Here is a 24,343-nt window from a genome sequence, read left to right on the forward strand (position 1 = left end):
AATGAACATTCTGGTACTCAATGGAAGTCCTCGGAAAGAGGGAAACACCGCGGCCATGGTGGAAGCCTTTGCTGCAGGCGCCCGGGAAGCAGGGCATCAGGTGGATATCGTCCCTGTATGCCAAAAAAAGATCGCCGGGTGCCTGGCCTGTGAATACTGCCACACCAAAGGCAATGGAAAGTGTGTCCAGCAGGATGATATGCAGCAGGTCTATCCTCTCCTGGAACAGGCCCAGATGATCGTGCTGGCCTCCCCGGTGTATTACCATAGCTTCACCGGTCAGCTCCAGTGCGCCATCAACCGAATCTATGCCCTGGATAAGCCGAAGAACCTGAAAAAAGCCGCCCTGGTCCTTTCTTCCGGCAGCGACAATGTGTATGGCGGCGCCATCTATGAATATCAAAATTCCTTCCTGGATTATCTCAAGCTGGAGGATATGGGCACTTTCACTGCTTTTGGCAAACAGAATAAATCCCCGGAAAAACTGGAGGAACTGCGCCAGTTTGGATTGCACCTGAAATGATCTATCGGGATTTTAACGGACTTTCCATCTCCTGGCTGGGGCTGGGAGCGCTCCGCTTCCCCACTTTGCCGGGAGAGCCCAATCACATCGACACCGTGCAGGCCCGGCGAATCGTGGACGAAGCCATCGCCCAGGGGATCAACTATTTTGACACCGCCTACACCTATCAGCAGGGAGATTCCGAGCGGGCACTGGGGGACGCCCTTTCCCGCCACCCCCGGGACAGCTTTTTCCTGGCCACCAAGTTCTATGCCGCCGCCAAAAAGGACATCGCCAGCGTATTTGAAGAGCAGCTTCGCCGTCTGAAAACCGATTATTTTGATTTCTATCTGCTGCACAGCCTGGATGAAAACTACATCCAGGACTACACCGACCCGCAAAAGGACTATCTGGGCTTTCTTCTCCGGCAAAAGGAAGCCGGGAAGATCCGCCACATCGGTTTTTCCTCCCACGGTTCTCCGGAGACTCTGGAAAAGTTCCTCAACTGGTACGATGGCTTTGACATGGCCCTGATCCAGCTCAACTATCTGGACTGGACGCTGCTGGATGGCAAAGGCCAGTATGACATTCTTACAAAACACCATATCCCCATCTGGGTGATGGAACCCCTGAAAGGCGGGCGGCTTTCCACCCTTAACCAGGAAGCCCGGGACATTTTGCAAAAGGCCGCCCCCGATTGGTCCATTTCTTCCTGGGGTTTCCGGTTTTTAATGGAGCTGCCTGGCGTGCAGACGGTGCTCAGCGGAATGTCCACCCCGGAGCAGGTGCGGGAAAACGCCGCCACCTTCTCCCAGGCCCGGCCTTTCACCCAAGAGGAACGGCAGGCCCTTTCCCAGGCCGCTGAGGTTTTCCTCAAAGACCTGGGTGTTCCCTGCTCCGGCTGCCGCTACTGCTGCGACACCTGCCCTGCCCACCTGAACATTCCCCTTTTGATCAAGGCCTACAACGAACACCGGATCAGCGGCTCCACCTGGAAGATCCAGGGCCTGACCTCTGCCGACCGGGCCGGGCGCTGTCTCCATTGCGGCGCCTGCCTGAAACACTGTCCCCAAAAGATCCAGATCCCCACCATCATGGAAGAAGCCGCAAAAGCCGGCCTGTAAAGGAGAGAAACCATATGGAATACCGCATCAACAAACGAACCGGCGACAAAATCAGCGTGCTGGGCTTTGGTACTTCCTACATTGCCCAAGCCGACGAGAAAGACGCCATCGCCACCATTCGTCAGGCTTACGAAGGGGGCGTCAACTATTTTGACCTGGCCACAGCGGAAAGCCGTACCTTCCCCTATTTCGGCGCGGCCCTGGGGGATGTGCGGAAGAATGTGCGCTATCAGATTCATTTCGGTGCAAACTACCAAGGCGGCCCCTATGGCTTTACCCTGGACGCCGAATCCATCAAAAAAAGCATCCACTGGCAGCTGGAGAAATTGGGCACCGATTACATCGATTACGGCTTCATCCACTGTCTGGACGAAGTGGCCGACTGGCGGAAATACCAGAAAAACGGCGCACTGGCCTTTTTGATGGAACTAAAGGAGCAGGGCGTTGTGCGCCATCTGGGCCTTTCCTCCCACACTCCGGCCACCATCCAGCAGGTGATGGACGATGTACCCCTGGATATGCTGATGTTTTCGGTGAATGCCGCCTACGATTACCACAAGGGCACCTATGGCAAAGGCAGCACCGATGAACGCACCGCCGTCTACCGCCGGTGCGAAGCGGAAGGCGTGGGCATTGCGGTGATGAAGCCTTTTGCCGGCGGCCAGCTGCTGGATGCTTCCCTGTCCCCCTTCGGCCAGGCCCTGACCCATTATCAGTGCCTGCAATACGCTCTGGACCGGCCTGGTGTGCTCACTGTACTGCCTGGCATGAGCTCGGTTGCGCAGATCAAACATCTTCTGGGCTTTTTCGAGGCCTCCCCGGAGGAAAAGGACTATTCTGTCCTGGGTTCTTTCACTCCCCCGGATGCCGTGGGAAAATGCGTCTACTGCAACCACTGCGCCCCCTGCCCCCAGGGAATCCAGATCGGCCTTGTGAACAAGTACTACGACCTGGCCTTGCGGGGCGACGCCATGGCAGAAGAACATTACCGGGAGCTTGCAAAGCACGCTTCGGATTGCATCCAGTGCGGCCACTGCAACAGCCGCTGTCCCTTCCATGTGGATCAGATGGCCCGCATGAAGGAGATCAACCGGCATTTTGGTTTGTAACAACCAAAACAAGGCGTACCTCAGGATGCGCCTTCACACTGTCAAATAACTCATATTATGGGGTCAGGCCTTTTGTCCTGTCCTTCATCAATCTGCAAAAACCGGCGACCTGTGCGCCGGTTTTTGCACTTCTCAAGGGACAAGTGTGCGCCAAAGCGTGCACGCAGTCCCTTGCAAAAGCTCAAAAAAGTGGCAAAAGCCACTTTTTTGACATCCTCACGGCGTATTTCAAAATACGCCGTGCTTTTTCATACCCCATAGGAGCTTTCTCTCAGCAGATTTCCCCCTTGATCATAGGCCCGCACTTCTATTTGATAGCGGAGCGTTCTTTGCTGACAGGTCAGATCCTGGGGACTGTTCAGATCGAAGAAAAAGCCCAGCCATTCTTCCTCTGTCGGCCTTTCTCCCTGACAAAGAAACAGGCTTCCCATTTTTTCTTCTCCTTCAAAAAAGACCTGTACCGGCTCATCATATCGGGTGTCGGTGAGCACCCCTTCCACCCGGTATGTGCCCTCCGGCGCCCAGGCAAACAGCAGCAGAGAGCCTTCCAGATTGTCTTCCCACATCACCGGAACCGCCTGGAGCTCCTGCTCCCGATGATAGCGTACCAGATTGCGGCCGCTCCACCGAAGAAAACCCACTTTCTGGGCCACACACACTTCCAGCAGATCCTTTTTCTCAGCCAGCACCAGCCGGTCTTTGTCTTTCAGCCCCACAGGCAGCGTATCCAGATAATCCACCTTTTCCACCATGTGGACCTTCTCCTGCCACCGGAGAGCCTGCCGGGGCGTCAGGGCCGGATAGCCCTGAGACGCCCACCAAAGCCACAGAGCCAGAAGGGCCAGAAGCACATTGCGCAAAGTGCGCAGGGCACGGTGATATACTTTAGGAGGTCTTTTCATGCTCTGTCACCTCCTCCAGAGGAATGCGAATGCGGAATGTATTCCCTTCTCTTTCATAAACCAGATCCAGCCATTGGTTTTTGAGAAATTCCTCCCTCTGGCCATAATCCATATACATGGTGAGGCGGCATTCCTGCCAGAAAAACAAAGGGCGGCTGCTGCTTATTTGCAGCAAAGGCTGGCTGTAATCGGCATCGGGATGCCAGCTGCCTAAATAAACCTGTCCTTCGCTGCCTTCTATGGAAAGATAGGGGCTGAGTTTCGGCACATCCAGATAGAAAAGAGGGGTATAGCTGCGAAGGGTCACATTCAGCTCCAGAGTCTGCCACACCTCCGGGCCGTAATTGCCCGTATATATATCGGGGTAACGGGGGTTCCAGGCATCCTGCAAGGTGGCCTCTTCGATCTGAAAGGTATAGGCTCCCAACCGGGCCTTTTCCGAAGGGCCTCCCTGCTTCAGAATCTCCTGCCGGTCTGCATGGAACATTTCCTCTGGCCAGGGCCGGTAAAACTGATCCCGCAGCTCTTCCATGGGCCACAAGGCAAAAAAGGCCAACACCAGGGAAATGCCCAAAAACCATTTGGAAAGAATCCACAGCCACCCCAGCAAGGGAGAATGGGCTTTGTCCAGCAAAATACCGATTTCCTCCGCATCGCCCATGCGCTTTACCGCCTCTTCGGCAGCCTGGGCTCCTTCCATCCCCTCTTCCTCTTCCAGCAAAGCGGCGCTGTCCTGGAGGTGGGCCAGAAGCTCTTCATATACCCCTGGCCGGTCGGGACGAAACCGGATTTTTTCGCAGACAGCATTGCAAAACCTTGCAAACACCGGCCTTGCCATGGTATTCCCTCCCTTCTACGCCTTTTCCGGCTGAAGCTGAGGTGTGCAGGCGGACACCACCTTCTCCACCCCCTGGGAAAATGCCTTCCACTCGGCGGCTTTTTCCCCCAGCAGCCGCTGTCCTTTGGCCGTCAGCCGGTAATATTTCCGCTTCCGGCCCTGAGGGGTCTCTTTTTCATAGCTTTTGATATGTCCCTGCTTTTCCAGGGTGTGCAGCACCGGATACAAGGTGCCTTCTTTCATCTGGAACACATTGTCCGACCGCGCAGACAGGGCAGCGATCATCTGATAGCCATACTGATCCTCCTGCTGAAGCAGGGAGAGCACCAGCAGCACCGTGGTGCCCGAAAGCAGGCTTTTGTCGATTTTCATCTTCTCCCCTCCTTCCAATACCTCGAACATCGATGTTTTCTTTCTTTGATTATACCTCGATATTCGATATATTGTCAAGAGAGTACTCTCTGCACAAAGGAACTTCCGGCAAATTTTTTCGTCTATTTCAGTAAGAAGCTTTTTACCACGGAGGAATGGAAAATGAATCACATTTTTGCCTGGATTCTGGCTCTCTTTCTTCCCCTGTCCGGCGCTCAAAGCCAGGAGAGTGCCGCCCCGGTCAGTGTTTCTCTTCCCGATTGGGGCATCACCGTATATGCAGAGGATATCTGCTCCACCGGTCTGACCCTTTCCATCCACCAATCCGGCGGCCAGCCCACCGGCCAGCTGCAATTTGGCAGCGATTATATCCTGGAACGGCTGGAAAAAGGCGCATGGCAGCCGGTACCGCCCACAGTCCAGGGTGAGATCGCCTGGGATTCCCTGGCCTATCTGGTAGCTGCGGATGGCGAATGCCAGCAGGAAGTCCTTTGGGAACCTCTTTACGGCAGCTTATCCTCCGGCACTTACCGAATCCGCAAGAGTTTTCAGGATTTCCGGGACACCGGCGATTTTGATACCCAGACTCTGTCACTGGTATTTGAAATTGAGTAAAAAAAGCACTCCTGCCTGCAGGAGTGCTGCGCGCATCAAAAAAGTGGCTTCTGCCACTTTTTTGAGTTTTTGCAGGGGTCTGCATGCACGCCTATGGCGCACACTTTCCCCTTGAGAAGTGCAAAAAGCCACCCGCAGGTCGCGGCTTTTTGCGAATCAATAAGGGTAGAACACAGAATCCGCTTCCGCTATATCTGTTTTCCACAGCCTGTGCAAAAAAGCACTCCTGTTTACAGGAGTGCTTTTTTGCATATCAAAACACCGCTTTATCAAAAAGGGCCATCAGTTCATCGATTTTTTGCTGACTATCCTCTCCGGTTTCCAGGGACTGACGGACACAGTGCTGCAAATGGGCCTGGAGGATCTCCCGGTTCACCCGGTGCAGAATGGCCTGAGTGGCCATAATCTGATTGGAGATATCCATACAATACCGGTTCTCCTCCACCATTTTCAGGATGCCATCCAGCTGGCCCCGGGCGGTCTTGAGCAGCCGCTCTACCTTTTGCCTCTCGGCCTGCATCAGCGGATCTCCGTGACGGTATAGCCGGCGTCGGTGACAGCCTGGCGCAGGGTGTCATCGGACACAGGCTGGCTCATCTCCACCTGGGCCATACCCTTTTCCAGGTCCACTTCCACCTGGCAGCCAGGCAGAGCGCTGAGGGCGTTCTTCACATGCTTCACACAGTTGGGGCACATCATCCCCTGGATCATGATGGTCTTTTTCATGGATTTTTCCTCGCTTTCGTGATTTTGTTTATTTTCTATACTATTTGTATTGATAATTTCAATTTCTTCTTGGGGCACAGCGGGCAATGCTTTCCCCTCAAACCGGGGACGGAAAAACTTCAGCCGCAGGGCATTGCTGACCACACACACCGAGCTCATGCTCATGGCAGCGGCGCCGAACATGGGGTTGAGCCGCAGGCCAAAGGCGGGATAGAGCACACCGGCGGCCAGAGGGATGCCGATGCTGTTATAGAGCAAAGCCCAGAAGAGGTTCTGCTTCACATTGCGGATGGTGGCCCGGGACAACTGAATGGCGGCGGGCACATCCATCAGGTCGGAATGCATCAGCACCACATCGGCCGATTCGATGGCCACATCGGTACCGGCGCCAATGGCAATGCCCACATCGGCCCGGGCCAAGGCAGGGGCATCGTTGATGCCGTCGCCCACCATAGCCACCTTATGCCCCTGCTCCTGGAGCTGGCGCACATGGCGTTCCTTGTCCTGGGGCATCACTCCGGCGATGACTTTCGTGATGCCAGCGGCTCTTCCGATGGCCTGGGCGGTGACCTGATTGTCCCCGGTGAGCATGACCACCTGAATGCCCATTTTCTCCAGTTCCTTTACCGCCTGGGGGCTGGTTTCCTTGATCACATCGGCCACGGCGATCAATCCTATGATACGGCCCTTCCAGGCAAAATACAAGGGGGTATTCCCCTTCTGAGCCAGCTTTTCACCGGCCTGGGCCAGATCTCCCGGCTCAATCCCCTCTTCCTGCATCAGCAGGAGGTTTCCGGCCAGGGCAGTTTCTCCCTGAAGCTTCCCCTTGGCGCCCCGGCCCGACAGGGCGGCAAATTCCTCCACCGGCACAGGACAAATCCCCTTTTCACCGGTATACACCAGCACCGCTTCGGCCAGGGGGTGCTCCGAAGGCCGCTCCAGGGCGGCGGCCAGCTGCAAAAGTTCCTCTTCCGCCACACCGGGAGCGGGAATGACCTGGGTCACCTGGGGTTTTCCCTTTGTAACGGTACCCGTTTTGTCCAACACCACAGTATCCACTGTGCGGGCGATCTCCAAGGCCTGGGCTGAACGGACCAGAATGCCCTGCTCGGCCCCCTTGCCGGTTCCCACCATAATGGCGGTGGGAGTGGCCAGGCCCAGGGCACAGGGGCAGGAGATCACCAGTACGCCGATGCCCATGGACATGGCAAATTCAAAAGTCTTTCCCATGAGCAGCCAGACGGCAAAGGTCAGAAGGGCAATGCCGATTACCGCAGGCACAAAGACGCCGCTGACCTTGTCGGCCAATTTGGCGATGGGCGCTTTGCTGGCCCCGGCTTCTTCCACCAGGCGGATGATCTGCTGAAGAGCAGTATCCTGCCCCACTTTGTCGGCCCGGAACTTAAAAAAGCCTGTCTTGTTGATGGAAGCTCCGGTGACCCGGTCCCCAGGCCCCTTTTCCACCGGGATACTCTCCCCGGTGAGAGCCGACTCGTCGATGGCGGTGGTACCCTCTGTGATGACACCGTCCACCGGCAGGCTCTGTCCCGGCCGCACCACCAGAATATCCCCGGCCTGCACCTGCTCCACCGGGATCTCCACTTCCTGTCCATCCCGTTCCACCGTGGCGGTTTTGGGCGCCAGATCCATCAGCTTTGTGATGGCCTCCGAGGTTTTGCCTTTGCTGCGGCTCTCCAAAAATTTGCCCAGGGTGATCAGAGCCAGGATCATGGCCGAAGTTTCAAAATACAGATCCATGGAATATTGGTGGACCATATGGCTGTCCCCATGGCCCAGACCCCAGCCGATCTTATAAATGGCATAGACTCCATAGACGATGGCGGCTGTGCTGCCAATGGCGATGAGGGAGTCCATATTGGGACTGCGCCGGGCCAAAGTCTTGAACCCATTGATAAAATACTTCCGATTCACATAGGCCACCGGCAGACAAAGAAGGAACTGGGTAAAGGCATAGGTAAGCGCGTTTTCCTCTCCCAGGAAAAAAGCAGGCAGCGGCCAGGACATCATATGCCCCATAGCCAGGTAAAACAGGGGGATCATAAAGACAAAGGAAAGGATGAGCCGCACCTTTACCTTCCGTGTCTCCTCATTGGCCTGATCCACTGCACTCTGGCGGGGTGCTTCCCCGGCCGAAGCCGCAGGCAGGCTGGCGCCATAACCGCCCTTTTCCACCGCTTTGATGATCTCCTCTGGGGTGACCGTCTTTTCATCATAGTCCACCACCATGGAATTGGCCAGCAGGTTCACATTGACATCGCTCACGCCCTCCAACTTCCGCACGCTTTTGTCCACATGGGCGGAACAGGCCGAACAGGTCATGCCGGTTACATTGAATTTGGTTTTCATTCCCATACTCCCCTCCCAACGGATTCCCGGGGGAACTGAGAACACCCCACCCCCCGGGGGGTATCTATATTGTATACAGATTTGCTCCTCTTTGTCAAGAGAAGTTTTTCTTTTCATTTCCCCGGAAAAGTTTTATCATAATGGGAGACAGGGAGGTGGGGATATGAAAGCAAAAATCAAACAGGTATTTTCCCATATCCGCCGTCCTTTCCTGCTGCTTTTTCTGCCCACCATCCTGATCCTTGCCGCACTGATTGCAAGGGAAAACTGGCCCGGCCTACCCCAGGGCGTTCACCGGAAATCCTGGCTCACAGCCGGAGATTTCTCCATCGTGGCATACACCGACCGGCAGGGAAACCGGTATCTGGACCTTTGCCTCACCCAGGATGGGAGGCAAAGGGTTTTGGTCAACCGGGTCTATGCCTACCGTCTGGATAAAGACACCCTCTATGTGAAAGGCGTCAGCGGTGCGGCTGCCGCCCATTGGCAGGAGGGCACCTGCCGGCTGTATACCGGTAAACACTATCCCCGCTATGCCAAAGCCTGGAGCGGCGTCACTTTGGTCCATGACCTGCGGCTTTTTCCCCTGGCCGAATACAACAAACTGATTTCCCTCACGCCCCAATACCAGGCCTTTCCCGCCGCCCCCTGTGTGGCCCCCTTTGGTTCGGGCCGCTTCCGCATAGAAGAAGTCACCGGCCAGGATGGCTTCCGCCGCCTGCAGCTGGTGGATGTCCAAGCCCGGGAGCTGAATATCGGCTATACCGTCCGCCTTTTGCGGGATGTGGAGAGTTTTCTTATTCTGAACGGCGTGCTCTATGCCCGATCGGAAGAGGGTTATGCCCGGCTCCAGCTGGAAGGGGAGCAATATCTGATGTGCTATAACGACTACGGAAGCAAAATCTATTTTTCCACCCTTCCCGACATTCAGGTGGAACGGGATTTTTCTTCCCTCTCTCCTTCGCAGCAGGAGATTTTAAAAAATCTCCCCGCCGCCGGTCGAAGCTAACAAAAGCCGGTCTGCCAAAGCAGACCGGCTTTTGTTATTCTCCCATTTTGCGCCGTTTGAATTCCTGCATCAATTCCTGGGCAATGCTGATGCGGGATACCGGCGGGGGCAATTCCTCCGGTGATACCCATTTGGCCTCGGCGATCTCCTTCTTGTCCGGATGCAGCTGGGCATCTCCCTCCACCCGGGCAAAGAAGCCCAGCATCATCGATTCGGAAAAGGGCCATGGCTGGCTGTTGTAATACTGCACATCGGTGACTTTGAGTCCCACTTCTTCCCGTACTTCCCGGCGGACGGTATCCTCCAGCGACTCGCCAAATTCCACGAATCCCGCAATCAGACCGTAGCGGCCCGGAGGGCTGCTGGCGTTGCGGGCCAGCAGCAGCTTCCCTTCATTTTCCACTGCCACGATAATGGCGGGATTGATCCGGGGATAGACCACATTGCCGCATGCGGAACAGATCACCGCCCGCTCATCCCCTTTCAGCTCCATGGGTTTTCCGCAACGGCCGCAGAACTGGTTGACCCGGAACCACCGGTACAGATGCCAGCCTTCCATACCGGCAAACAAAGTTACCTGATCCTTCACTGTACGCAGCACCTGGGTGCTCTGCCAGCAAAGTCCCGGTACATCTCCCACTCCGTGGGGATGCCAGAACCCAAAATACCGGGTCTTGTCCACCGAAAACAGATAGATGGCCTCCATAGCTGCCTGCTGTGGCAGCTGGCAGGCCCGGGGCAAAGCGTAGTCCCCCTCACCCACCGGCTGCAGCAGCACATGGCTGCCATTGTAACAAAGCAGCACATCCTCCGGATGGATGGCATCTTTGAAAAACACATTGCTGAACCGATGGGGGGCAATATCCTGAAACATAGCCAAAAGCTCCTTTTATTCCTTTTCTTCCATCAATTCCACCAGCTCCCCAGCACGGCCCTGGAAAAAGGCAATGCGCACCGGAAAGGGCGGCTGGGAGGGCAGCAGTTTGTCCTGAGGCTCCATGGTGATGGGGCAGCCCTCTTGCCGCACCAGTTCCACCCATTCATCCACACCGGTAACCGCCAACGCCACATGGGGAATGGGCCCCGGCGCCTCACCGCTTCCATCGGCCATGATCTCCAGAATACCGGCGCCGGTATCCACCATGCAGGCGCTCTTCTCCCCCTGTCCCCACCGGCGTATCACCGGCATGCCGAACACCCGGGTGTAAAATTCCACAGCCTGCTCCATTTTTTCCAGCGACGGCGCCTTGATGCACACATGATGGATTCCCTTCAGACTTTTCATCTTCACAAAACCTCCGCTCCCTTTTCAATGGATTGCTTTCATTGTTACACTACCACATTTCTCTCCCTGCCGCAAGGACACCCAGGAAAAGAATGGAGAAAAGCGATGATTTTCCACCCTTGCGGCTTTTCCTTCCAGGCATTATAATAAAAGCAACAAGTTGCAACTTTATGGCTTTTGCAAATAAGGAGGTCCTTTCTATGCCCATATTGAACGATCTGAGCAAAAAACTCTCTGAAGTGGCCCAGACCACCGTACAGGTCTCCAGGGAGCTGGCCGGCAGTGCCAAGGCCACCCTGGCCATTTCCGCCGAAGAGCGGGAGATCGAAAAGGCTTATCGGGCCCTGGGCCAGTGGTATTATTCCACCAAAGGGGAAAACCCGGAAGAAGCCGCAGAATTTATGGAGACCGTGGACACTTCCCTGCGGAAAATCCGGGAGATCCGCCAGGAGGCCGAAGCCGCCAAAACCGCCGCTTCCCAGCCTGTGCCCATGATCGCCTGTCCGGCCTGCGGCACCATGATGGAAGAAGGCACCCGTTTCTGCCCCTCCTGCGGTGCCATGATGCCCACCCCGGAGATTATCCAGCGGGAAGAGCGTATCTGCCAAAACTGTGGTGCTCTGGCCCATGGGCCCTATTGTTCCCAGTGCGGAGCCCGTGTGGAGCCGTAGTTTTTCCAGCGCAAAAAAGCGTGATCTTTCTCCCCTTCTCCGGGGAGAGGATCGCGCTTTTTTTGTTTTACTTTTCCCCTTCTTTTTTCCTGGTGCTGGTTATTTTGAAAGAATATATTTGATTTTTCTCAAAATAATGGTACAATAGCCAAATGATAAAAATTGCGAAATCTTTTTGCCGCGCCGGCATTTCTCCGGCGGGAAAGGAGGCTGCTATGAAGTCCATGGCCGCCCTCTGTCTGTGCTGTCTTTTTCTTTTGCCTTTTTGCGGCTGTACCGTTCCGCAAAACAAGGGGGATTCTCCTCTTTCTGCTGAAACGGCTGCCCCTTCTTCCCAACTGTCCCTCAGCGCCGATGGCCCTGTGACCATTCAGAGCAAATGCCAGAAGCAGGAGGTGCGCGACGGGGAAGGAACCCTGCTGGCCACCATCTCCCACAGCCATCCGGTGCTTCTGGGCAGCACCAAAGGGATTGCCTCTCTCAACCAGCTTTTTGAAAAGGACGAGGAAGAGTATCTGGCCAGTGCCGCCCACAACTGGCAGGCTCAGGCCGAAGAGGATAAACAGCTTCTGGGAGAAAGCTTTCAGCCCTATACCATCGAAAGCTCCTATGAGATCACTTACAACAATGCCGGCCTTCTGAGCATTCTGCGCACCGAATACCAGAACACCAATGGTCCCTACCCCACTCTCCGCCGTCTCAGCGGCACCTATCTCACCTCTTCCGGCCAGTCCCTCTCCCTGGATCAGATCCTGGCCGGCGACAAGCAGACCGTATCCCAGCAGGTGGTGAACCATTTCACCCAACTGATCCAAAGCGATCCCCAGCAGTTTTATCCCAATGCCCAGGACATTTTGCCCGATCTCATCAGCCAGGTGGGTTTTTATCTGTCCGGGGACCAGATCTGCCTCTACCTGCCTCAGGAGACCATTGCCGTCCGGGCCTATGGCTTCCCGGAGGTCTCTCTTCCCTATGACCAGCAGGATCTGTTTGCCACTCCCATTCCCACAGTGAATATGGACGCCCAATATTTAAAAACCGCCATGCGCCTTCTCTATGAAAAGGTGGTGCCCCAGCTTCCTCAGGATGAGCGCACCGGCATCCGCATGGTCTCGGAAGGAGAAGGTGATGCAGGCGGTGAGCCCATCTATATCATCCGTCTGTATCTGCCCCCGGAGGAAACGGTGGGCCGCTATGGCGTGGGGCAGCAAACCGGCGCCATTTATGTACAGGAAAAAACCGGCGCCTACACCCTTTTCTCCCCATAACTGCACAAAAAAACCGTGGAATCTCTTCCACGGTTTTTTGTTTTATTACTGCTGCCCAGGTGTTTCTTCCTGGGGAGAACAAATGGGCTGGGGGTACCGGTAGACCGGCATGGACTGGGTCTGCTCCATATCCCCGCCGGACACAGGCTGTGCAGGCTGGGCCTTGGCCACTTCCCGCCGCAGCATCCGGGCCAGATAACCGATGATGGCAAAACCGCCCCAGAAGAAAAATGCTCCCAACAGCTCATCGTCCATCTCATGCATCAGATACCACAGGCTGTCCGATGCGGGCATCCGCAGGGCCATCATCACCAGAGCCGCTGTGGTCAGGCAGGCGGCGGCCAGCAGCAGGAAAGACAGGATCCGCAGCACACCGGCAGCCAGTTCCACCAGGTTGAGAGAAATACGCACTTCTTGTTTCATTTCATTACCTCCGCTTCAAGGGATCAATCGTAAATGGGCTCCGCATCCCGGGAAAGAATGACCCCGGTGTAGGCGTCGATCTCATATTCATATTCCATGGTACCGTAGCAAAATTCCACTTGGTATTCCCAGCGTCCATCGTCTTTTTCCAGCTGGCAGCGGAGACGGGTCACCTGGCTCTGGCTCAAGCCTGCATGAAGGAGAGCCACGCTCTTGGCCTTTTCTGCACCGATATAGCTGCCGGTGTTCTGCTGGGGTGTATAATCCTCTGCGTCAAAATCATAGCTGAGGATGATGCCGGTGGCGGCATCGATCTCGTAATCGTACTCTTTGTAATCGCTGGTGTAAAATTCCACTTCATAAACCAGACGGCCGTCGTCCCAATCCTGCTTGCCTTTGACAAAGGTTACCTGGCTTTGGCTCAAGCCTGCATGAAGGAGAGCCTTCTGCTTGGCCTGCTCCAGAGTGATGCTGCCGGAGGGAGTTGTCTGCTGATTGCCCTGGTTGCCGCTGGACTGAGTGCCTCCCTGCTCAAAGCTGTCGGCATCGGTGACCAGGCTGCCCGAGGAAGAACCCAGCGTGATCACAGCATCCTGGCTGTTCCAGCTGACATTCTTGCCCATCAGCTCACCAATGGCCCGCACAGGAAGATAGGTGGTTCCCTGGTACAGCATGGGATAAACGGCATGGCCCTGGGCGTCCTGGAAATTCTTCTTTTCCCCTTCCACCAGGATGGTGAAGTCGGGGCGGTTTTCCATCTGGATGCTCTGGACCTGGGCAGCTGTGCCGGGAGTACCCTGCACTGTGCCGGTGGTACGGGGAGCGGTGAGGGAAATGGTCAGAGTGGACTGATCCCAGTTCACATTCTTGCCCATCAGCTCGCCGATGGCCCGCACGGGCAGATAATGGGTGCCATCATAAAAAACTGCGTAAACCTGCTGGCCCTGGGCGTTGTAGAAATCCCGTTCCACACCGTCCACCACCACAGATACCTGAGGCCGCATTTCTCCAGTGACGGTGGTCACCTGATTGGGGGCCGCTGTGGTGATCGGAAGTGCTCCCAGCATCATGGCGGCAGCCAAAGCCAACGCACCCAGGCGCTTTCTGCTCTTCTGCATCGTCTTTTTCATTTGCTGTACCTCTCTTTCCCAGTCCGTATGGCTATTTAGTCAAACATGGATTCGGCTTCCCAGTTGCGGATGGCGCCGCTGTAGCCGTCGATCTCAAACTCATACTCCATTCCATCATAGAAGATCTTGCCTTCATACTGAAGGCGGCCATCGTCGTAATCGGTCTCAAACTCCCGGATATCGGAAACGGTCGCGCCGGGAACCTGAGCCAGAGCCTTTTCCTTGGCCTGATCGGCGGTGATGGTTCCGCTCTGGCCGTTGCCTGTGGCAGGAGGTGCATACCCTTCGGCATCAAAGTCGTAGCTGACGACTTCGCCGGTAGAAGCATCAATCTCATAATCGTACTCTTTGTAGTCACTGGTGTAGAACTCCACATCGTACACCTGACGGCCATCATCCCAATCCAGCTTGCTCTTGACGAAGGTCACCTGATCGGCCTTGAGCCCTGCATGAGCCAGGGCTTTGTCCTTGGCCTGATCGGCGGTGAGAGCCGCAGATGCTGTACCGGTATTGGTGTTGTTATTGGTATTGCTGCCAGCGGTGTTGGTATCGGGTGTTGTATTGCCTGCCGTATCGTCATCGGAAGTTGCTGTATTCTGCTGGGCCTGGACACCGGCCGGCAGCTTGCTTTCGATCACGGCACCGGTGAGAGCGTCGATATCGTATTCATATTCCTTCCCATCAGCGGTGAACTCCACCTGATAATAATAGGTGCCGTTTTTGTCATCCAATTCCACATCGGTGAATTTCACCTGGCTGGCTGTAAGACCGGCGTTTTCCAAAGCCACATTCTTGGCTTCCGTTGTGCCAATATAACCGGCCATTCCATCCTTGCTGCATCCGGCCAAAACCAAAAGACTAAGCGCCGCGGCGCTGATCATCAATTTTTTTCTTGTCATAGTAGTGAGCTCCTTTCTTGTTTCTGATGTTACTATAACCCCTGAACATGAAATTTACATGAAATTCCCAAAAAAATTTTTCAGAAAAAAACCAGCTTATTCCCCAAGGGAACAAGCCGGTTTCAGATCACATTTTTTCATTTTGCAAAGGCAAATGCAAAGCAAACACACTGCCGATCCCTTCCACGCTGTCCAGCGTCACCGTGCCTCCGTGGAGCTGGGCGATCTGGCGCACCATGGAAAGTCCCAATCCCACACCGCTGCTTTCATCGCTGCGGGAAGGGTCTACCTGATAAAAACGCTGCCAGATTTTTTCCTGCTGGTCTTTGGGAATGCCAATGCCGTCATCCCGCACCTCCAGGATTCCTTCGTTTCCCTGGGATTTGACGGTGACCCATACATGACCTCCCGTTTTTCCATACTTCAGCGCATTTTCCACCAGGTTTTCCGTCAGCCGGGACAGCAGCGCCCCATCCCCCTGCACCTTCACACCGGGGGCGACAGACAAAATAAGTTTGTCCTCCTCATATCCCCGCTCCCGGATCAGACCTTCCACCAAGGCCCCCAGGTCCACCGGCTCCAGCCGGGCCCCTTCGGTGCCCTGGTCCAGGCGGGTCATGCTGAGCAGCTGAGCGATGAGCTGAGCCATTTTTTCCGCCTGCCGGGCGATCATCTCCAGAGTCTCCTGGCGCTCTTCCGGGGTCTCATCGTATTTCAGCCCATATTCGCAGGCTCCCTTGATAATAGACACCGGTGTGCGCAATTCATGGGATGCGTCGGCGGTAAACTGCTTTTCCGCTTCAAAGGACCGCTCCAGACGGGCAAACAGCTGATCGAAGGTCTGGGCCAGGCGTGAAAACTCGTCCCGCCCGGGCGGCAGACCGATGCGCCTGGACAGATCCTTTGCTTCTCCCATGGCCTGGGCAGTGGCGCTGATGCGTTCCAGAGGCCGAAAAGCCCGGTGCACCAGCAGATAGCCCCCCACAGCGGTGAGGAGAATAAACACCGGCAGGGCAATGGCGGCGATTTTCATCAGGTTTTCGCTGGTCTGCTCATCATTGGGCACTTCCATCAATCCTCGCACCCACACCCCTTCTTCCCAGCTGCTGGGCAGCCAGAAGTCCAGCACCAGATAGGAAATTCCGGCCCCTTCCACTGTGCGCACCTGGCCATTCTGAAAGGGCTCACTGGCTGTAAAGGACACCGGCAGCTGGCCGGCCAGCAAGGATTCCGACTGGCTGTACACCAGAATGGATACGCCGTTCTGATAAAAGGAAAATCCCTCTGTGGTGCCGAGCTTTCCTTGGGAAAAGGAAATATTCCCCACACTGTTCCGGGTGGTGGACACCAGCTGCTGCCGGGCGCTGGAAAGCACCACCGTCCGGCTGATGAACAAGGTAAAGGCCACCAAAAACAAAAACAGAATGGTCATGAGCAAAGTGATCCACAGGGTGATCTTCAGCTTGACGGATATTTTTCTCATGGATTCCCCTTTCCTTCTTCCATTCGCAGCACCCAGCCCACGCCCCGGATGGTATGGAGCAGCCGGCTCTGGCCTTCCCCATCGATCTTTTTCCGCAGTTTGCTGATATAGACATCAATATTGTTGGAAGAGCCGGAGCGTTCATAGTTCCAGATCTGGTTTTCCAGCTGCTCCCGGGAGAGCACGGTCCCCTGATTGCGGATCATATATTCCAGAATGGTAAATTCCTTGGGCAGAAGATTGATCTCTTTGCCGCCCCGGGTGACGGTGTGGCTCTGGGCATCCACCTGCAGATCCCCCAAAGTGAACACATTGCTTCGCTTCCCGGATTTTTTCCGGGTCATGGCCCGGATGCGGGCCAGCAGCTCTTCAAAATCAAAGGGCTTGACCAGATAGTCATCGGCTCCCAGGTCCAGCCCCTTCACCCGGTCGGAAATGGCGTCGCGGGCGGTGAGGAACAAAACCGGCGTATCCATCCCCTGGCTGCGCAATTTTTCCAGCAGAGCATAGCCATCCAGCTTGGGCATCATCACATCCAGCAAGATGGCGTCATATTCCGCTCCGGCCAAAAAATCCAGAGCTTCTTCCCCATTGTAGCAGCCGTCCACGCTGTACCCTGCCCGGGTCAGCGTTTTGACGATCAGACGATTCATATCCTTGGCGTCTTCCACCACCAGCACCCGCATTTGTTTTCCTCCTTTACTCCGCTGTGAAAACCAATAAGAAAAGCCCGGGGATACGGCCAAAACCTTCCCCGGGCTTTTGCAATTTACGCAGTCTGATCAGCCTTTGTGAACGATCTGGCCATCGATAATGGTATACGCCACGGTATACTGCAGATCGGTGATGGGATTGCCGCGGAAAATGGCCACATCCGCGTCCTTGCCCACTTCCAAAGAACCGACCCGGTCAGAAATTCCGGTAATGACGGCAGGATTGATGGTGATGGCCTTCCAGGCCTCCTGCTCCGGCAGGCCGGCGTTGACAGCCAGACCGGCGCACAGGGACAGATACTCCAGGGGGATCACCGGGGCATCGGTGATGATGCAGATGTTCAGCCCGGCTTCGTTGAGCACCCGGGGAGTATCAAAGCTCTTGTTCTTCAGCTCGAACTTGCTCTTGTCACCCAGAGTGGGACCAACCAGGCAGCCCTTGCCCTCTTTCACCAGCTCATCGGCGATGAGATGGCCTTCGGTGCAGTGGTCCAGGGTGATATCCACATCATATTCCTTGGCAATGCGCAGGGCGGTAAAGATATCGTCCGCCCGATGAGCATGGGCTTTCAGAGGAATCTCCTTGTGAATGACCGGCAGCATGGCTTCCAGTTTCACATCGATGGCGGGTTTCTTGTTGTTTTTGGGATCGGCCTTGTAGTTTTTCCAGGCCTCGTCATATTCCACGGTGCGGGCCAGCAGATCCCGCAGCAGGGCGGAAGTGCCCATCCGGGTCATAGGCATCTTCTTCTGGGTGCCGTAAACCCGCTTGGGATTTTCGCCGAAGGCGCATTTCATGGCAACCGGATATTTGAGGATCATATCATCCACCCGCTTGCCGTGCATCTTAATGGCCACAAAGGTGCCGCCCACCACATTGCCGCTGCCCGGGCCGGTAACCGCTGTGGTCACACCGGCGGCAGCCGCCTGAGCCAGAGTCTCGTCCATGGGCTGGATGGCGTCGATGGCCCGCACCTGGGGAGTCACCGGATCGGTGCACTCATTGCCGTCGGTGCCTTCAAACTGAATGGCGGCCTCTTCCAGACCGATATGGCAATGGCCATCCACCAGGCCGGGAGCCACGATGCACCCGGCAGCGTCGATGACCTGTGCATCGGCCGGAGCGCTGACTTCCTTACCCACAGCCACGATCTTGCCGCCGTCCAGCAGCACCTGGCCGTTTTCGATATCTTCTCCAGCCATGGTCTTTACCAGGCCGTTTTTGATCAGGATCATGGGAAACATCCTCCTTTTTCTAAAACCCGGGCCGGAGAGCCTGCTGCCCCCCGGCCCTGTGAAATGATTTTTTATTCAGCCTGATAAACGATCTGGCCGTTGATCAGGGTGTACTTGGTGGTGTACTGAAGGTCGGTGAGGGGGTTGCCCTTGTAGATGACCACATCGGCGTCCTTGCCCACTTCCAGGGAGCCCACCCGGTCAGCAATACCGGTGATGACGGCGGGGTTGATGGTGACCGCCTTCCAGGCTTCCTGCTCGTCCAGGCCGGCATTGATGGCCAGACCGGCACACAGGGGCAGATACTTCAGAGGAATAACCGGAGCATCGGTGATGATGGCGGTCTTGAGGCCGTGCTCCACCATGGTCTTGGGAGTATCCCAGCACTTGTTCTTCAGCTCGAACTTGCTCTTGGCGCCAAAGGTAGGACCAACCAGGCAGCCCTTGCCCTCTTTTTCCAGCTCATCGGCGATGAGATGGCCTTCGGTGCAGTGGTCCAGAGTGATATCCAGATCAAACTCCTTGGCGATGCGCAGGGCTGTGAAGATGTCATCGGCCCGGTGGGCATGGGACTTCAGGGGGATCTCTTTGCGCATGACAGGCAGCATGGCATGGAGCTTGCAGTCATAAGTAGGCTTCTTGTTGTTCTTGGGATCGGCCTCATAGGCGTCCATCTCTTCCCGGTAGTTCTGGGCCTTGACCAGCAGTTCCCGCAGCAGAGCGGCGGTACCCATACGGGTCATGGGCATCTTCTTCTGGGAAGCGCCATAGCAGCGCTTGGGGTTCTCGCCAAAGGCGATCTTCATGGCAACAGGGTTTTTCACCACCATGTTGTCCACCCGCTTGCCGCACAGCTTGACGGCCAGGAAAGTGCCGCCCACCACATTGGCGCTGCCCGGGCCGGTGACGGCGGTGGTCACGCCATGGCTGTATGCGTCAAAGAATGCCTCGTCCATGGGATTGAGACCGTCGATGCCCCGCATCTGGGGAGTGACGGGATCGGTCATTTCATTGTAGTCATCGCCTTCAAAGCCGATGGCCTCTTCGTCCAGGCCGATGTGGCAGTGGCCTTCCACAAAGCCGGGAGCCACGATGCAGCCGGCCGCGTCGATAACCTGTGCATCGGCGGGGGCATTCACTTCTTTGCCCACAGCGGCGATCTTGTCGCCATCCAGCAGAACCTGGCCATTTTCGATATCCTCGCCGGCCATTGTTTTAACCAAACCATTTTTAATAAGAATCATGGGAAACATCCTCCTTTTCAATCTTACTACCTTATAGCTTACCTTTTTCCCGGGAAATTGTCAAAGAAAAGCCCCTTTTTTGGGTGCCAAATTCCCCGGCTTCTTTTTATGCAATTTGCAAAAAAGCTGCTTTATCTTTATTCCTTGCCCTTGCGGTAATATTCCTCCATCACCTCCGGAGGAACCATGCTGCCGCCAGTGCCCCAAGGCATGAAGTGGGCCTGTTGCATCTTGTCCAAAAGGCCCTCTTTTTCCAGATAGGCCTGTCCGGCTTTGCTTTCCAGCAGCCAGCGGACCCCTTCCATTCCCGCCAGGGCCGAGGGTTCCAGAGCCAGGTTTTCGGTGTCCCGCAAAAGAGCCAGGCGGCGGTACAATGTGCCGTCGTCCACCGTATAGCTGCCGCTGAGGAAAGGTTCGATGGTCTTGCCCACAAAGCTGGAGGGACGGCCCACGGCCAGACCGTCGGCGGCAGTGAGATTGTCAATGCCGAAGTCCTGGACGCACACCTTGTCCTGCAGCCCGGTCACCAGTCCCAGCATCATGCAGGGGGCATGGGTGGGCTCGGCAAAAAAGCAGTGAACGGCATCTCCATAGACCAGCTTGAGACCAAAGGCCACGCCGCCAGGGCCGCCGCCCACACCGCAGGGCAGGAAGGCGAAGAGGGGATGCTCCTGATCCACCAAAACGCCCATCTGTTCCAGCTGCCCTTTCAGCCGCTGGGCCGCCACAGCGTAGCCCATAAACAGATTCACCGAGTTTTCGTCATCCACAAAATAGCACATGGGATCGCTTTCCGCCTGACGCCGGCCTTCGGCCACCGCCTTGCTGTAATCCTCCGGATATTCCACCACGGTGACTCCCTTTTCCCGCAGCAGATCCTTTTTCCACTGGCGGGCATCGGCGGACATATGCACACTGACCTTAAATCCCAGCCGGGCGCTCATGATGCCGATGGACAGCCCCAGATTGCCGGTGGAACCCACAGCAATCGAATACTTAGAGTAGAAATCTCTGAATTTATCACTATCCAGCTGAGAATAATCATCTTCCAGGGTGAGCATCCCTTCCTGAAGGGCCAGATCTTCGGCGTGCTTGAGCACCTCATAGATGCCCCCTCTGGCCTTGATGGAACCGGAGATGGGCAGATGGCTGTCGCACTTGAGCAGCATCCCGCCGGGGATCTGGATACCCCATTCCTTTTCCAGGGCCTTCTGCATCTGAGGAATGGCCTGTACAGGGGATTCGATGATCCCTCCCATCTTTGCTGTCTCCGGGAATGCTTTGGCGATGAAGGGGGCGAACCGCTGGAGCCGGGCCTCCGCCTCCTTCACATCCAAGAGAGACAGGCTGCATTGTTTCAGAGCCTCCTCCGTTCCCACCTTCTTGGGATTGATCCAGAAGGTCTCCTTGAGTTTCACCAGATCCCCCACCACCGGAAATTCCTCTTCCCACTGCCGGGGACTTTTGCCGCAGATCATCTGTTCCATTGTTTCCTCCCTCTCCAGGGCACACCCTGGGGATTTTGTAATTTTAAATGAAAACTAGACTTTTCGTATAATTTTTCTTTTCTTTTTCTCTTCTGCCATTATACCAAGTTTCCCGGAAAAATGCACGAAGAATCTTTGAAGAATCTTTGAAGAAATCCCAGAGGAAATTATGAAAATTGAAAGATTTTCGCAAGGAAATTATCGAAAGGGCTATGCTATACTGTGCCGGTAACAATCCCCGACCCATCCGGCCGGGCGAAAGGAGGTCCTTTGATGGATCTGTTCCGTATTTTATCCCAACACGCCCAACAGCGGGGCCACCAGATTGCAGTGTCCACAGGGGAAGAAACCATCACCTACCGGCAGCTGGAGGAATATTCCGACCGGCTGGCTGCCTGTCTTCTGTCCCGCTTCGGCCCAGGAAAAGAACCCTTTGTGGTCTATGGGCACAAAAGCCCCTGGATGCTGGTGTGCTTTCTGGCCTGCGCCAAAGCCGGACGGGCCTATTGTCCCATAGACACTTCCCTGCCTGCCCAGCGCCTGACGGAAATTCTGGAAGAGACCCAGACGCCGGTGCTTCTGTGCACGGAGGCTCTCCCCTTCCCCCATCCCCGGGCCTTTTCTCCCGATACCATCCGCTCTCTGGCTCAAAGCCCCGGTATGGGGCCTCCCCAGGAGGCCCGGGTTCAGCCGGAGGACATTTTCTATATCATCTTTACCTCGGGCAGCACCGGACGCCCCAAGGGAGTACAGATCCCCCGCCGGTGTCTGGAAAACTTCCTGGACTGGTCTTGCCAGCTGGCCGGCTCCCGGGAGGACAAAGCCGGCGCCGTCTTTTTGAACCAGGCTCCTTTTTCCTTTGATCTTTCGGTGCTGGACACCTATACCTGTCTTTTCTGCGGCGGCACGCTGCGTCCCATGACCCGCAGTATTCAGGAGGACTACGGCGCCCTGATGAATTTTTTCCAGACTACTCAGGGAGCTTATTTCGTCTCCACTCCCTCTTTTGCCGCCCTGTGCCTGGCCGATCCCCGGTTCTGTCAGGAGCTTCTGCCCCGGCTGCGTGCTTTCCTTTTCTGCGGTGAGACGCTGCCTCCCAGCACGGCCCGGGCATTGCTTCAGCGGTTTCCCCGCTGCCAGGTGATCAACACCTACGGCCCCACTGAAACCACCGTCTGCGTTACCCAGACCCCCATCACCCTCTCCATGACAGAGGAGCAGGCCCTTCCGGTAGGCAGGCCCAAAGAAGGGATCACCCTGGAGATCTGGTCCCCGGATGGTACGCCGCTGCCTTATGGCGAGCAGGGCGAAATCGTCATTTTAGGCGACACGGTGGGAGCAGGATATTTCCGCCGCCCCGATATGACAGAGAAGGTCTTTTGCAGTCCTGTGCGGCAAGGGAAGGCCATTCCCGCCTACCGCACCGGAGATCTGGGATTTCTCTCTCCCGATGGGATGCTCCATTTCATCGGCCGGGGCGATCACCAGATCAAGCTCCACGGCTACCGGATCGAGCTGGGAGATGTGGAAGAGAACCTGTTGAAACTGCCTGGGGTGCGCCGGGCGGTGGTGCTGCCCCAAATGCGGGAAGGCTCCGTTCACGCTTTGGTAGGTTTTGTGGAGCGGGAGGGAATCGAAGACTCCCTGGCCGCTTCCCTCCAAATGAAAAAGCAGCTGCGAACCTTCCTTCCCGGCTATATGGTGCCGAAAAAGCTGGTTTTTCTCCCCAAGATTCCGGTGACGCCCAATGGCAAAACCGATCGTAAGGCCTTGGAGGGAATGCTGCCATGAGTTTTTTCTCCGGTGTTCCCTTTTTCACTCTGATGACCCTGCTGCTCCTGCCGGCCCTGTTTCTGGGGCTGCGTGGCAAGGCCATCGGCCCTTATGGTCTGTTCGCCTCCCTGGTGATGATTCTGACGGTGCTGGCCGGGACGCCTCTGCAGCTTGCGTGGCTGGGGGCATATCTCCTGTGGGAAAGCCTGCTGGTGTTCCTCTATATCCCTTTGCGGCAAAAAAAGGGTCCCGTGCCCTGGCATTACGCCCTGGCTCTTTTCCTCAGTCTGATCCCCCTTTTGCTGATGAAATGGAGCGAAGTCACCACTCTTTCCCTCTTTTCTTTCCTGGGACTTTCCTATCTTACCTTCCGGGTGGCCCAGATCATCATCGAGACCTATGACGGGGTGATCTCTTCCCTTTCCCTTCCCGCCTTTTGGGCCTTTCTTCTCTTTTTTCCCACCTTCAGCGCCGGGCCTATCGACCGCAGCCGCCGTTTTGAAGAGGACTTCCGGCGACGCTACACCCGGGAGGAATATCTGACCCTTCTGGGAGATGGGCTGGAACAGCTTCTCATCGGTCTGGTTTACAAATTCGTACTTTCCCCTCTGGCCTTTCGCCTGCTCAGCCTGTGCCAGCCCAAAGGCGGGCTCCTTTTGGCCCTGGCCTATGGCTGGTGCTACGGCATCTATATGTTTTTCGATTTTGCCGGTTACAGCCGCATGGCAGTGGGTTGTGCCTATATCCTGGGGGTACGCACCCCGGGAAACTTCCACCTTCCCTTCCTCAGCCGGGACATGAAGGATTTCTGGAACCGATGGCACATTACTTTGTCCCATTGGTTCCGGGATTACCTCTTTTCCCGCTTTCTTATGGGGGGCATCAAGGGGAAATGGTTCAAAAGCCGTCTGTCTGGAGCCTGCTGGGCCTTCCTGCTGAATATGCTGGTGATGGGCGCCTGGCATGGGCTGACCCTTTATTACCTGCTTTATGGCCTTTACCACGGCGTGCTGCTGGCCGCCACCGAAGTCTATCAAAAAAAGTGTTCCTTTTATAAAAAGTACCGGAACTGCACCTGGTATGGGCTGCTGTCCTGGTTTGTCACCCTTAACCTGGTGATGGTGGGCTTTTTGATCTTTTCCGGAGCCCTGTTCACCTGATTCATTC

The 24,343-nt window shown here is 55.9% G+C and carries 24 protein-coding genes; 9 read left to right on the forward strand and 15 right to left on the reverse strand.

Annotated elements, in window-relative coordinates:
* Position 1 precedes the first annotated feature (1 nt).
* The 3 genes from H6A25_RS00510 to H6A25_RS00520 are packed head-to-tail and all read left to right on the forward strand — an operon-like array spanning position 2 to position 2,735.
* Positions 2-523, forward strand: coding sequence for a flavodoxin family protein (locus H6A25_RS00510; RefSeq protein ID WP_204750068.1), 522 nt, complete (start codon positions 2-4; stop codon positions 521-523).
* Positions 520-1,626, forward strand: a complete 1,107-nt coding sequence (locus H6A25_RS00515) for an aldo/keto reductase (protein ID WP_204750069.1) — start codon at positions 520-522, stop codon at positions 1,624-1,626. Before H6A25_RS00510 ends, H6A25_RS00515 begins: the two co-directional genes overlap by 4 nt.
* Positions 1,627-1,640: 14 nt before the next feature.
* Positions 1,641-2,735 (forward strand): aldo/keto reductase, encoded by a 1,095-nt coding sequence (locus H6A25_RS00520; RefSeq protein WP_204750070.1) that lies wholly within the window; start codon positions 1,641-1,643, stop codon positions 2,733-2,735.
* Positions 2,736-2,983: 248 nt separating this feature from the next.
* On the opposite strand, the gene H6A25_RS00525 is transcribed toward H6A25_RS00520, so the two are convergent.
* The 3 genes from H6A25_RS00525 to H6A25_RS00535 are packed head-to-tail and all read right to left on the reverse strand — an operon-like array spanning position 2,984 to position 4,847.
* Positions 2,984-3,637, reverse strand: coding sequence for a hypothetical protein (locus H6A25_RS00525; RefSeq protein WP_204750071.1), 654 nt, complete (start codon positions 3,635-3,637; stop codon positions 2,984-2,986).
* On the reverse strand, positions 3,621-4,475 hold the full coding sequence (locus H6A25_RS00530; RefSeq protein ID WP_204750072.1) for a permease prefix domain 1-containing protein: 855 nt from the start codon (positions 4,473-4,475) through the stop codon (positions 3,621-3,623). Before H6A25_RS00530 ends, H6A25_RS00525 begins: the two co-directional genes overlap by 17 nt.
* 15 nt (positions 4,476-4,490) lie before the next feature.
* The gene (locus H6A25_RS00535; RefSeq protein WP_118748156.1) at positions 4,491-4,847 is read right to left on the reverse strand and encodes a PadR family transcriptional regulator; all 357 of its coding nucleotides are present in this window, start codon (positions 4,845-4,847) and stop codon (positions 4,491-4,493) included.
* A gap of 162 nt (positions 4,848-5,009) precedes the next feature.
* On the opposite strand from H6A25_RS00535, the gene H6A25_RS00540 reads away from it, so the two are divergent.
* A complete protein-coding gene (locus H6A25_RS00540) occupies positions 5,010-5,462 on the forward strand; it encodes an immunoglobulin-like domain-containing protein (RefSeq protein WP_204750073.1) in 453 nt (150 codons plus the stop codon).
* A 253-nt stretch (positions 5,463-5,715) separates the two neighbouring features.
* Here the strand turns inward: H6A25_RS00540 and H6A25_RS00545 are convergent, their stop codons facing one another.
* Positions 5,716-5,982: a metal-sensing transcriptional repressor gene (locus H6A25_RS00545; protein ID WP_204750074.1), complete on the reverse strand. Its 267-nt coding sequence runs from the start codon at positions 5,980-5,982 to the stop codon at positions 5,716-5,718.
* On the reverse strand, positions 5,982-8,555 hold the full coding sequence (locus tag H6A25_RS00550) for a heavy metal translocating P-type ATPase (RefSeq protein WP_204750075.1): 2,574 nt from the start codon (positions 8,553-8,555) through the stop codon (positions 5,982-5,984). The genes H6A25_RS00545 and H6A25_RS00550 overlap by 1 nt, the downstream gene beginning before the upstream one ends.
* Positions 8,556-8,718: 163 nt before the next feature.
* On the opposite strand from H6A25_RS00550, the gene H6A25_RS00555 reads away from it, so the two are divergent.
* Complete coding sequence (locus tag H6A25_RS00555; RefSeq protein ID WP_204750076.1) at positions 8,719-9,564, forward strand: hypothetical protein; 846 nt, start codon at positions 8,719-8,721, stop codon at positions 9,562-9,564.
* Between the two features lie 34 nt (positions 9,565-9,598).
* Here H6A25_RS00555 and nudC read toward each other — a convergent pair whose 3' ends face one another.
* Both nudC and H6A25_RS00565 read right to left on the reverse strand, forming a co-directional pair.
* Positions 9,599-10,438: an NAD(+) diphosphatase gene (nudC, locus tag H6A25_RS00560; protein ID WP_204750077.1), complete on the reverse strand. Its 840-nt coding sequence runs from the start codon at positions 10,436-10,438 to the stop codon at positions 9,599-9,601.
* 15 nt (positions 10,439-10,453) lie between these two features.
* On the reverse strand, positions 10,454-10,849 hold the full coding sequence (locus H6A25_RS00565) for a VOC family protein (protein WP_204750078.1): 396 nt from the start codon (positions 10,847-10,849) through the stop codon (positions 10,454-10,456).
* Positions 10,850-11,049: 200 nt separating this feature from the next.
* On the opposite strand from H6A25_RS00565, the gene H6A25_RS00570 reads away from it, so the two are divergent.
* Positions 11,050-11,520 carry a zinc ribbon domain-containing protein gene (locus H6A25_RS00570; RefSeq protein WP_204750079.1) on the forward strand — a complete coding sequence of 157 codons (471 nt, stop codon included), beginning with the start codon at positions 11,050-11,052 and terminating at the stop codon, positions 11,518-11,520.
* Positions 11,521-11,735: 215 nt separating this feature from the next.
* Entirely contained in the window at positions 11,736-12,788 is a 1,053-nt protein-coding gene (locus H6A25_RS00575; RefSeq protein ID WP_204750080.1) for a DUF3298 and DUF4163 domain-containing protein, read from the forward strand.
* A gap of 45 nt (positions 12,789-12,833) precedes the next feature.
* On the opposite strand, the gene H6A25_RS00580 is transcribed toward H6A25_RS00575, so the two are convergent.
* The 8 genes from H6A25_RS00580 to dsdA all read right to left on the reverse strand — a co-directional run bounded on the left by H6A25_RS00580 (position 12,834) and on the right by dsdA (position 21,403).
* On the reverse strand, positions 12,834-13,211 hold the full coding sequence (locus H6A25_RS00580) for a hypothetical protein (RefSeq protein ID WP_204750081.1): 378 nt from the start codon (positions 13,209-13,211) through the stop codon (positions 12,834-12,836).
* Between the two features lie 23 nt (positions 13,212-13,234).
* Positions 13,235-14,341 carry a PepSY domain-containing protein gene (locus H6A25_RS00585; protein WP_204750082.1) on the reverse strand — a complete coding sequence of 369 codons (1,107 nt, stop codon included), beginning with the start codon at positions 14,339-14,341 and terminating at the stop codon, positions 13,235-13,237.
* A gap of 35 nt (positions 14,342-14,376) precedes the next feature.
* Positions 14,377-15,240 carry a PepSY domain-containing protein gene (locus tag H6A25_RS00590; RefSeq protein WP_204750083.1) on the reverse strand — a complete coding sequence of 288 codons (864 nt, stop codon included), beginning with the start codon at positions 15,238-15,240 and terminating at the stop codon, positions 14,377-14,379.
* Between the two features lie 127 nt (positions 15,241-15,367).
* Complete coding sequence (locus tag H6A25_RS00595; RefSeq protein WP_204750084.1) at positions 15,368-16,723, reverse strand: sensor histidine kinase; 1,356 nt, start codon at positions 16,721-16,723, stop codon at positions 15,368-15,370.
* Positions 16,720-17,409, reverse strand: a complete 690-nt coding sequence (locus tag H6A25_RS00600) for a response regulator transcription factor (RefSeq protein WP_204750085.1) — start codon at positions 17,407-17,409, stop codon at positions 16,720-16,722. The genes H6A25_RS00595 and H6A25_RS00600 overlap by 4 nt, the downstream gene beginning before the upstream one ends.
* A 96-nt stretch (positions 17,410-17,505) precedes the next feature.
* The gene (locus tag H6A25_RS00605) at positions 17,506-18,672 is read right to left on the reverse strand and encodes an amidohydrolase (RefSeq protein ID WP_204750086.1); all 1,167 of its coding nucleotides are present in this window, start codon (positions 18,670-18,672) and stop codon (positions 17,506-17,508) included.
* A gap of 71 nt (positions 18,673-18,743) precedes the next feature.
* Positions 18,744-19,916 carry an amidohydrolase gene (locus tag H6A25_RS00610; protein WP_204750087.1) on the reverse strand — a complete coding sequence of 391 codons (1,173 nt, stop codon included), beginning with the start codon at positions 19,914-19,916 and terminating at the stop codon, positions 18,744-18,746.
* Positions 19,917-20,053: 137 nt separating this feature from the next.
* Positions 20,054-21,403 (reverse strand): D-serine ammonia-lyase, encoded by a 1,350-nt coding sequence (dsdA, locus tag H6A25_RS00615; RefSeq protein WP_204750088.1) that lies wholly within the window; start codon positions 21,401-21,403, stop codon positions 20,054-20,056.
* A 273-nt stretch (positions 21,404-21,676) separates the two neighbouring features.
* Between dsdA and dltA the strand changes: the two genes are divergently transcribed.
* Together dltA and dltB are read left to right on the forward strand one after the other, a co-directional pair.
* Positions 21,677-23,194, forward strand: a complete 1,518-nt coding sequence (dltA, locus tag H6A25_RS00620; RefSeq protein ID WP_204750089.1) for a D-alanine--poly(phosphoribitol) ligase subunit DltA — start codon at positions 21,677-21,679, stop codon at positions 23,192-23,194.
* Positions 23,191-24,336, forward strand: a complete 1,146-nt coding sequence (dltB, locus tag H6A25_RS00625) for a D-alanyl-lipoteichoic acid biosynthesis protein DltB (protein WP_204750090.1) — start codon at positions 23,191-23,193, stop codon at positions 24,334-24,336. The genes dltA and dltB overlap by 4 nt, the downstream gene beginning before the upstream one ends.
* Positions 24,337-24,343 lie beyond the last annotated feature (7 nt).

It is taken from the genome of Intestinimonas butyriciproducens (assembly GCF_016901775.1).
Lineage (GTDB): Bacteria > Bacillota > Clostridia > Oscillospirales > Butyricicoccaceae > Pseudobutyricicoccus.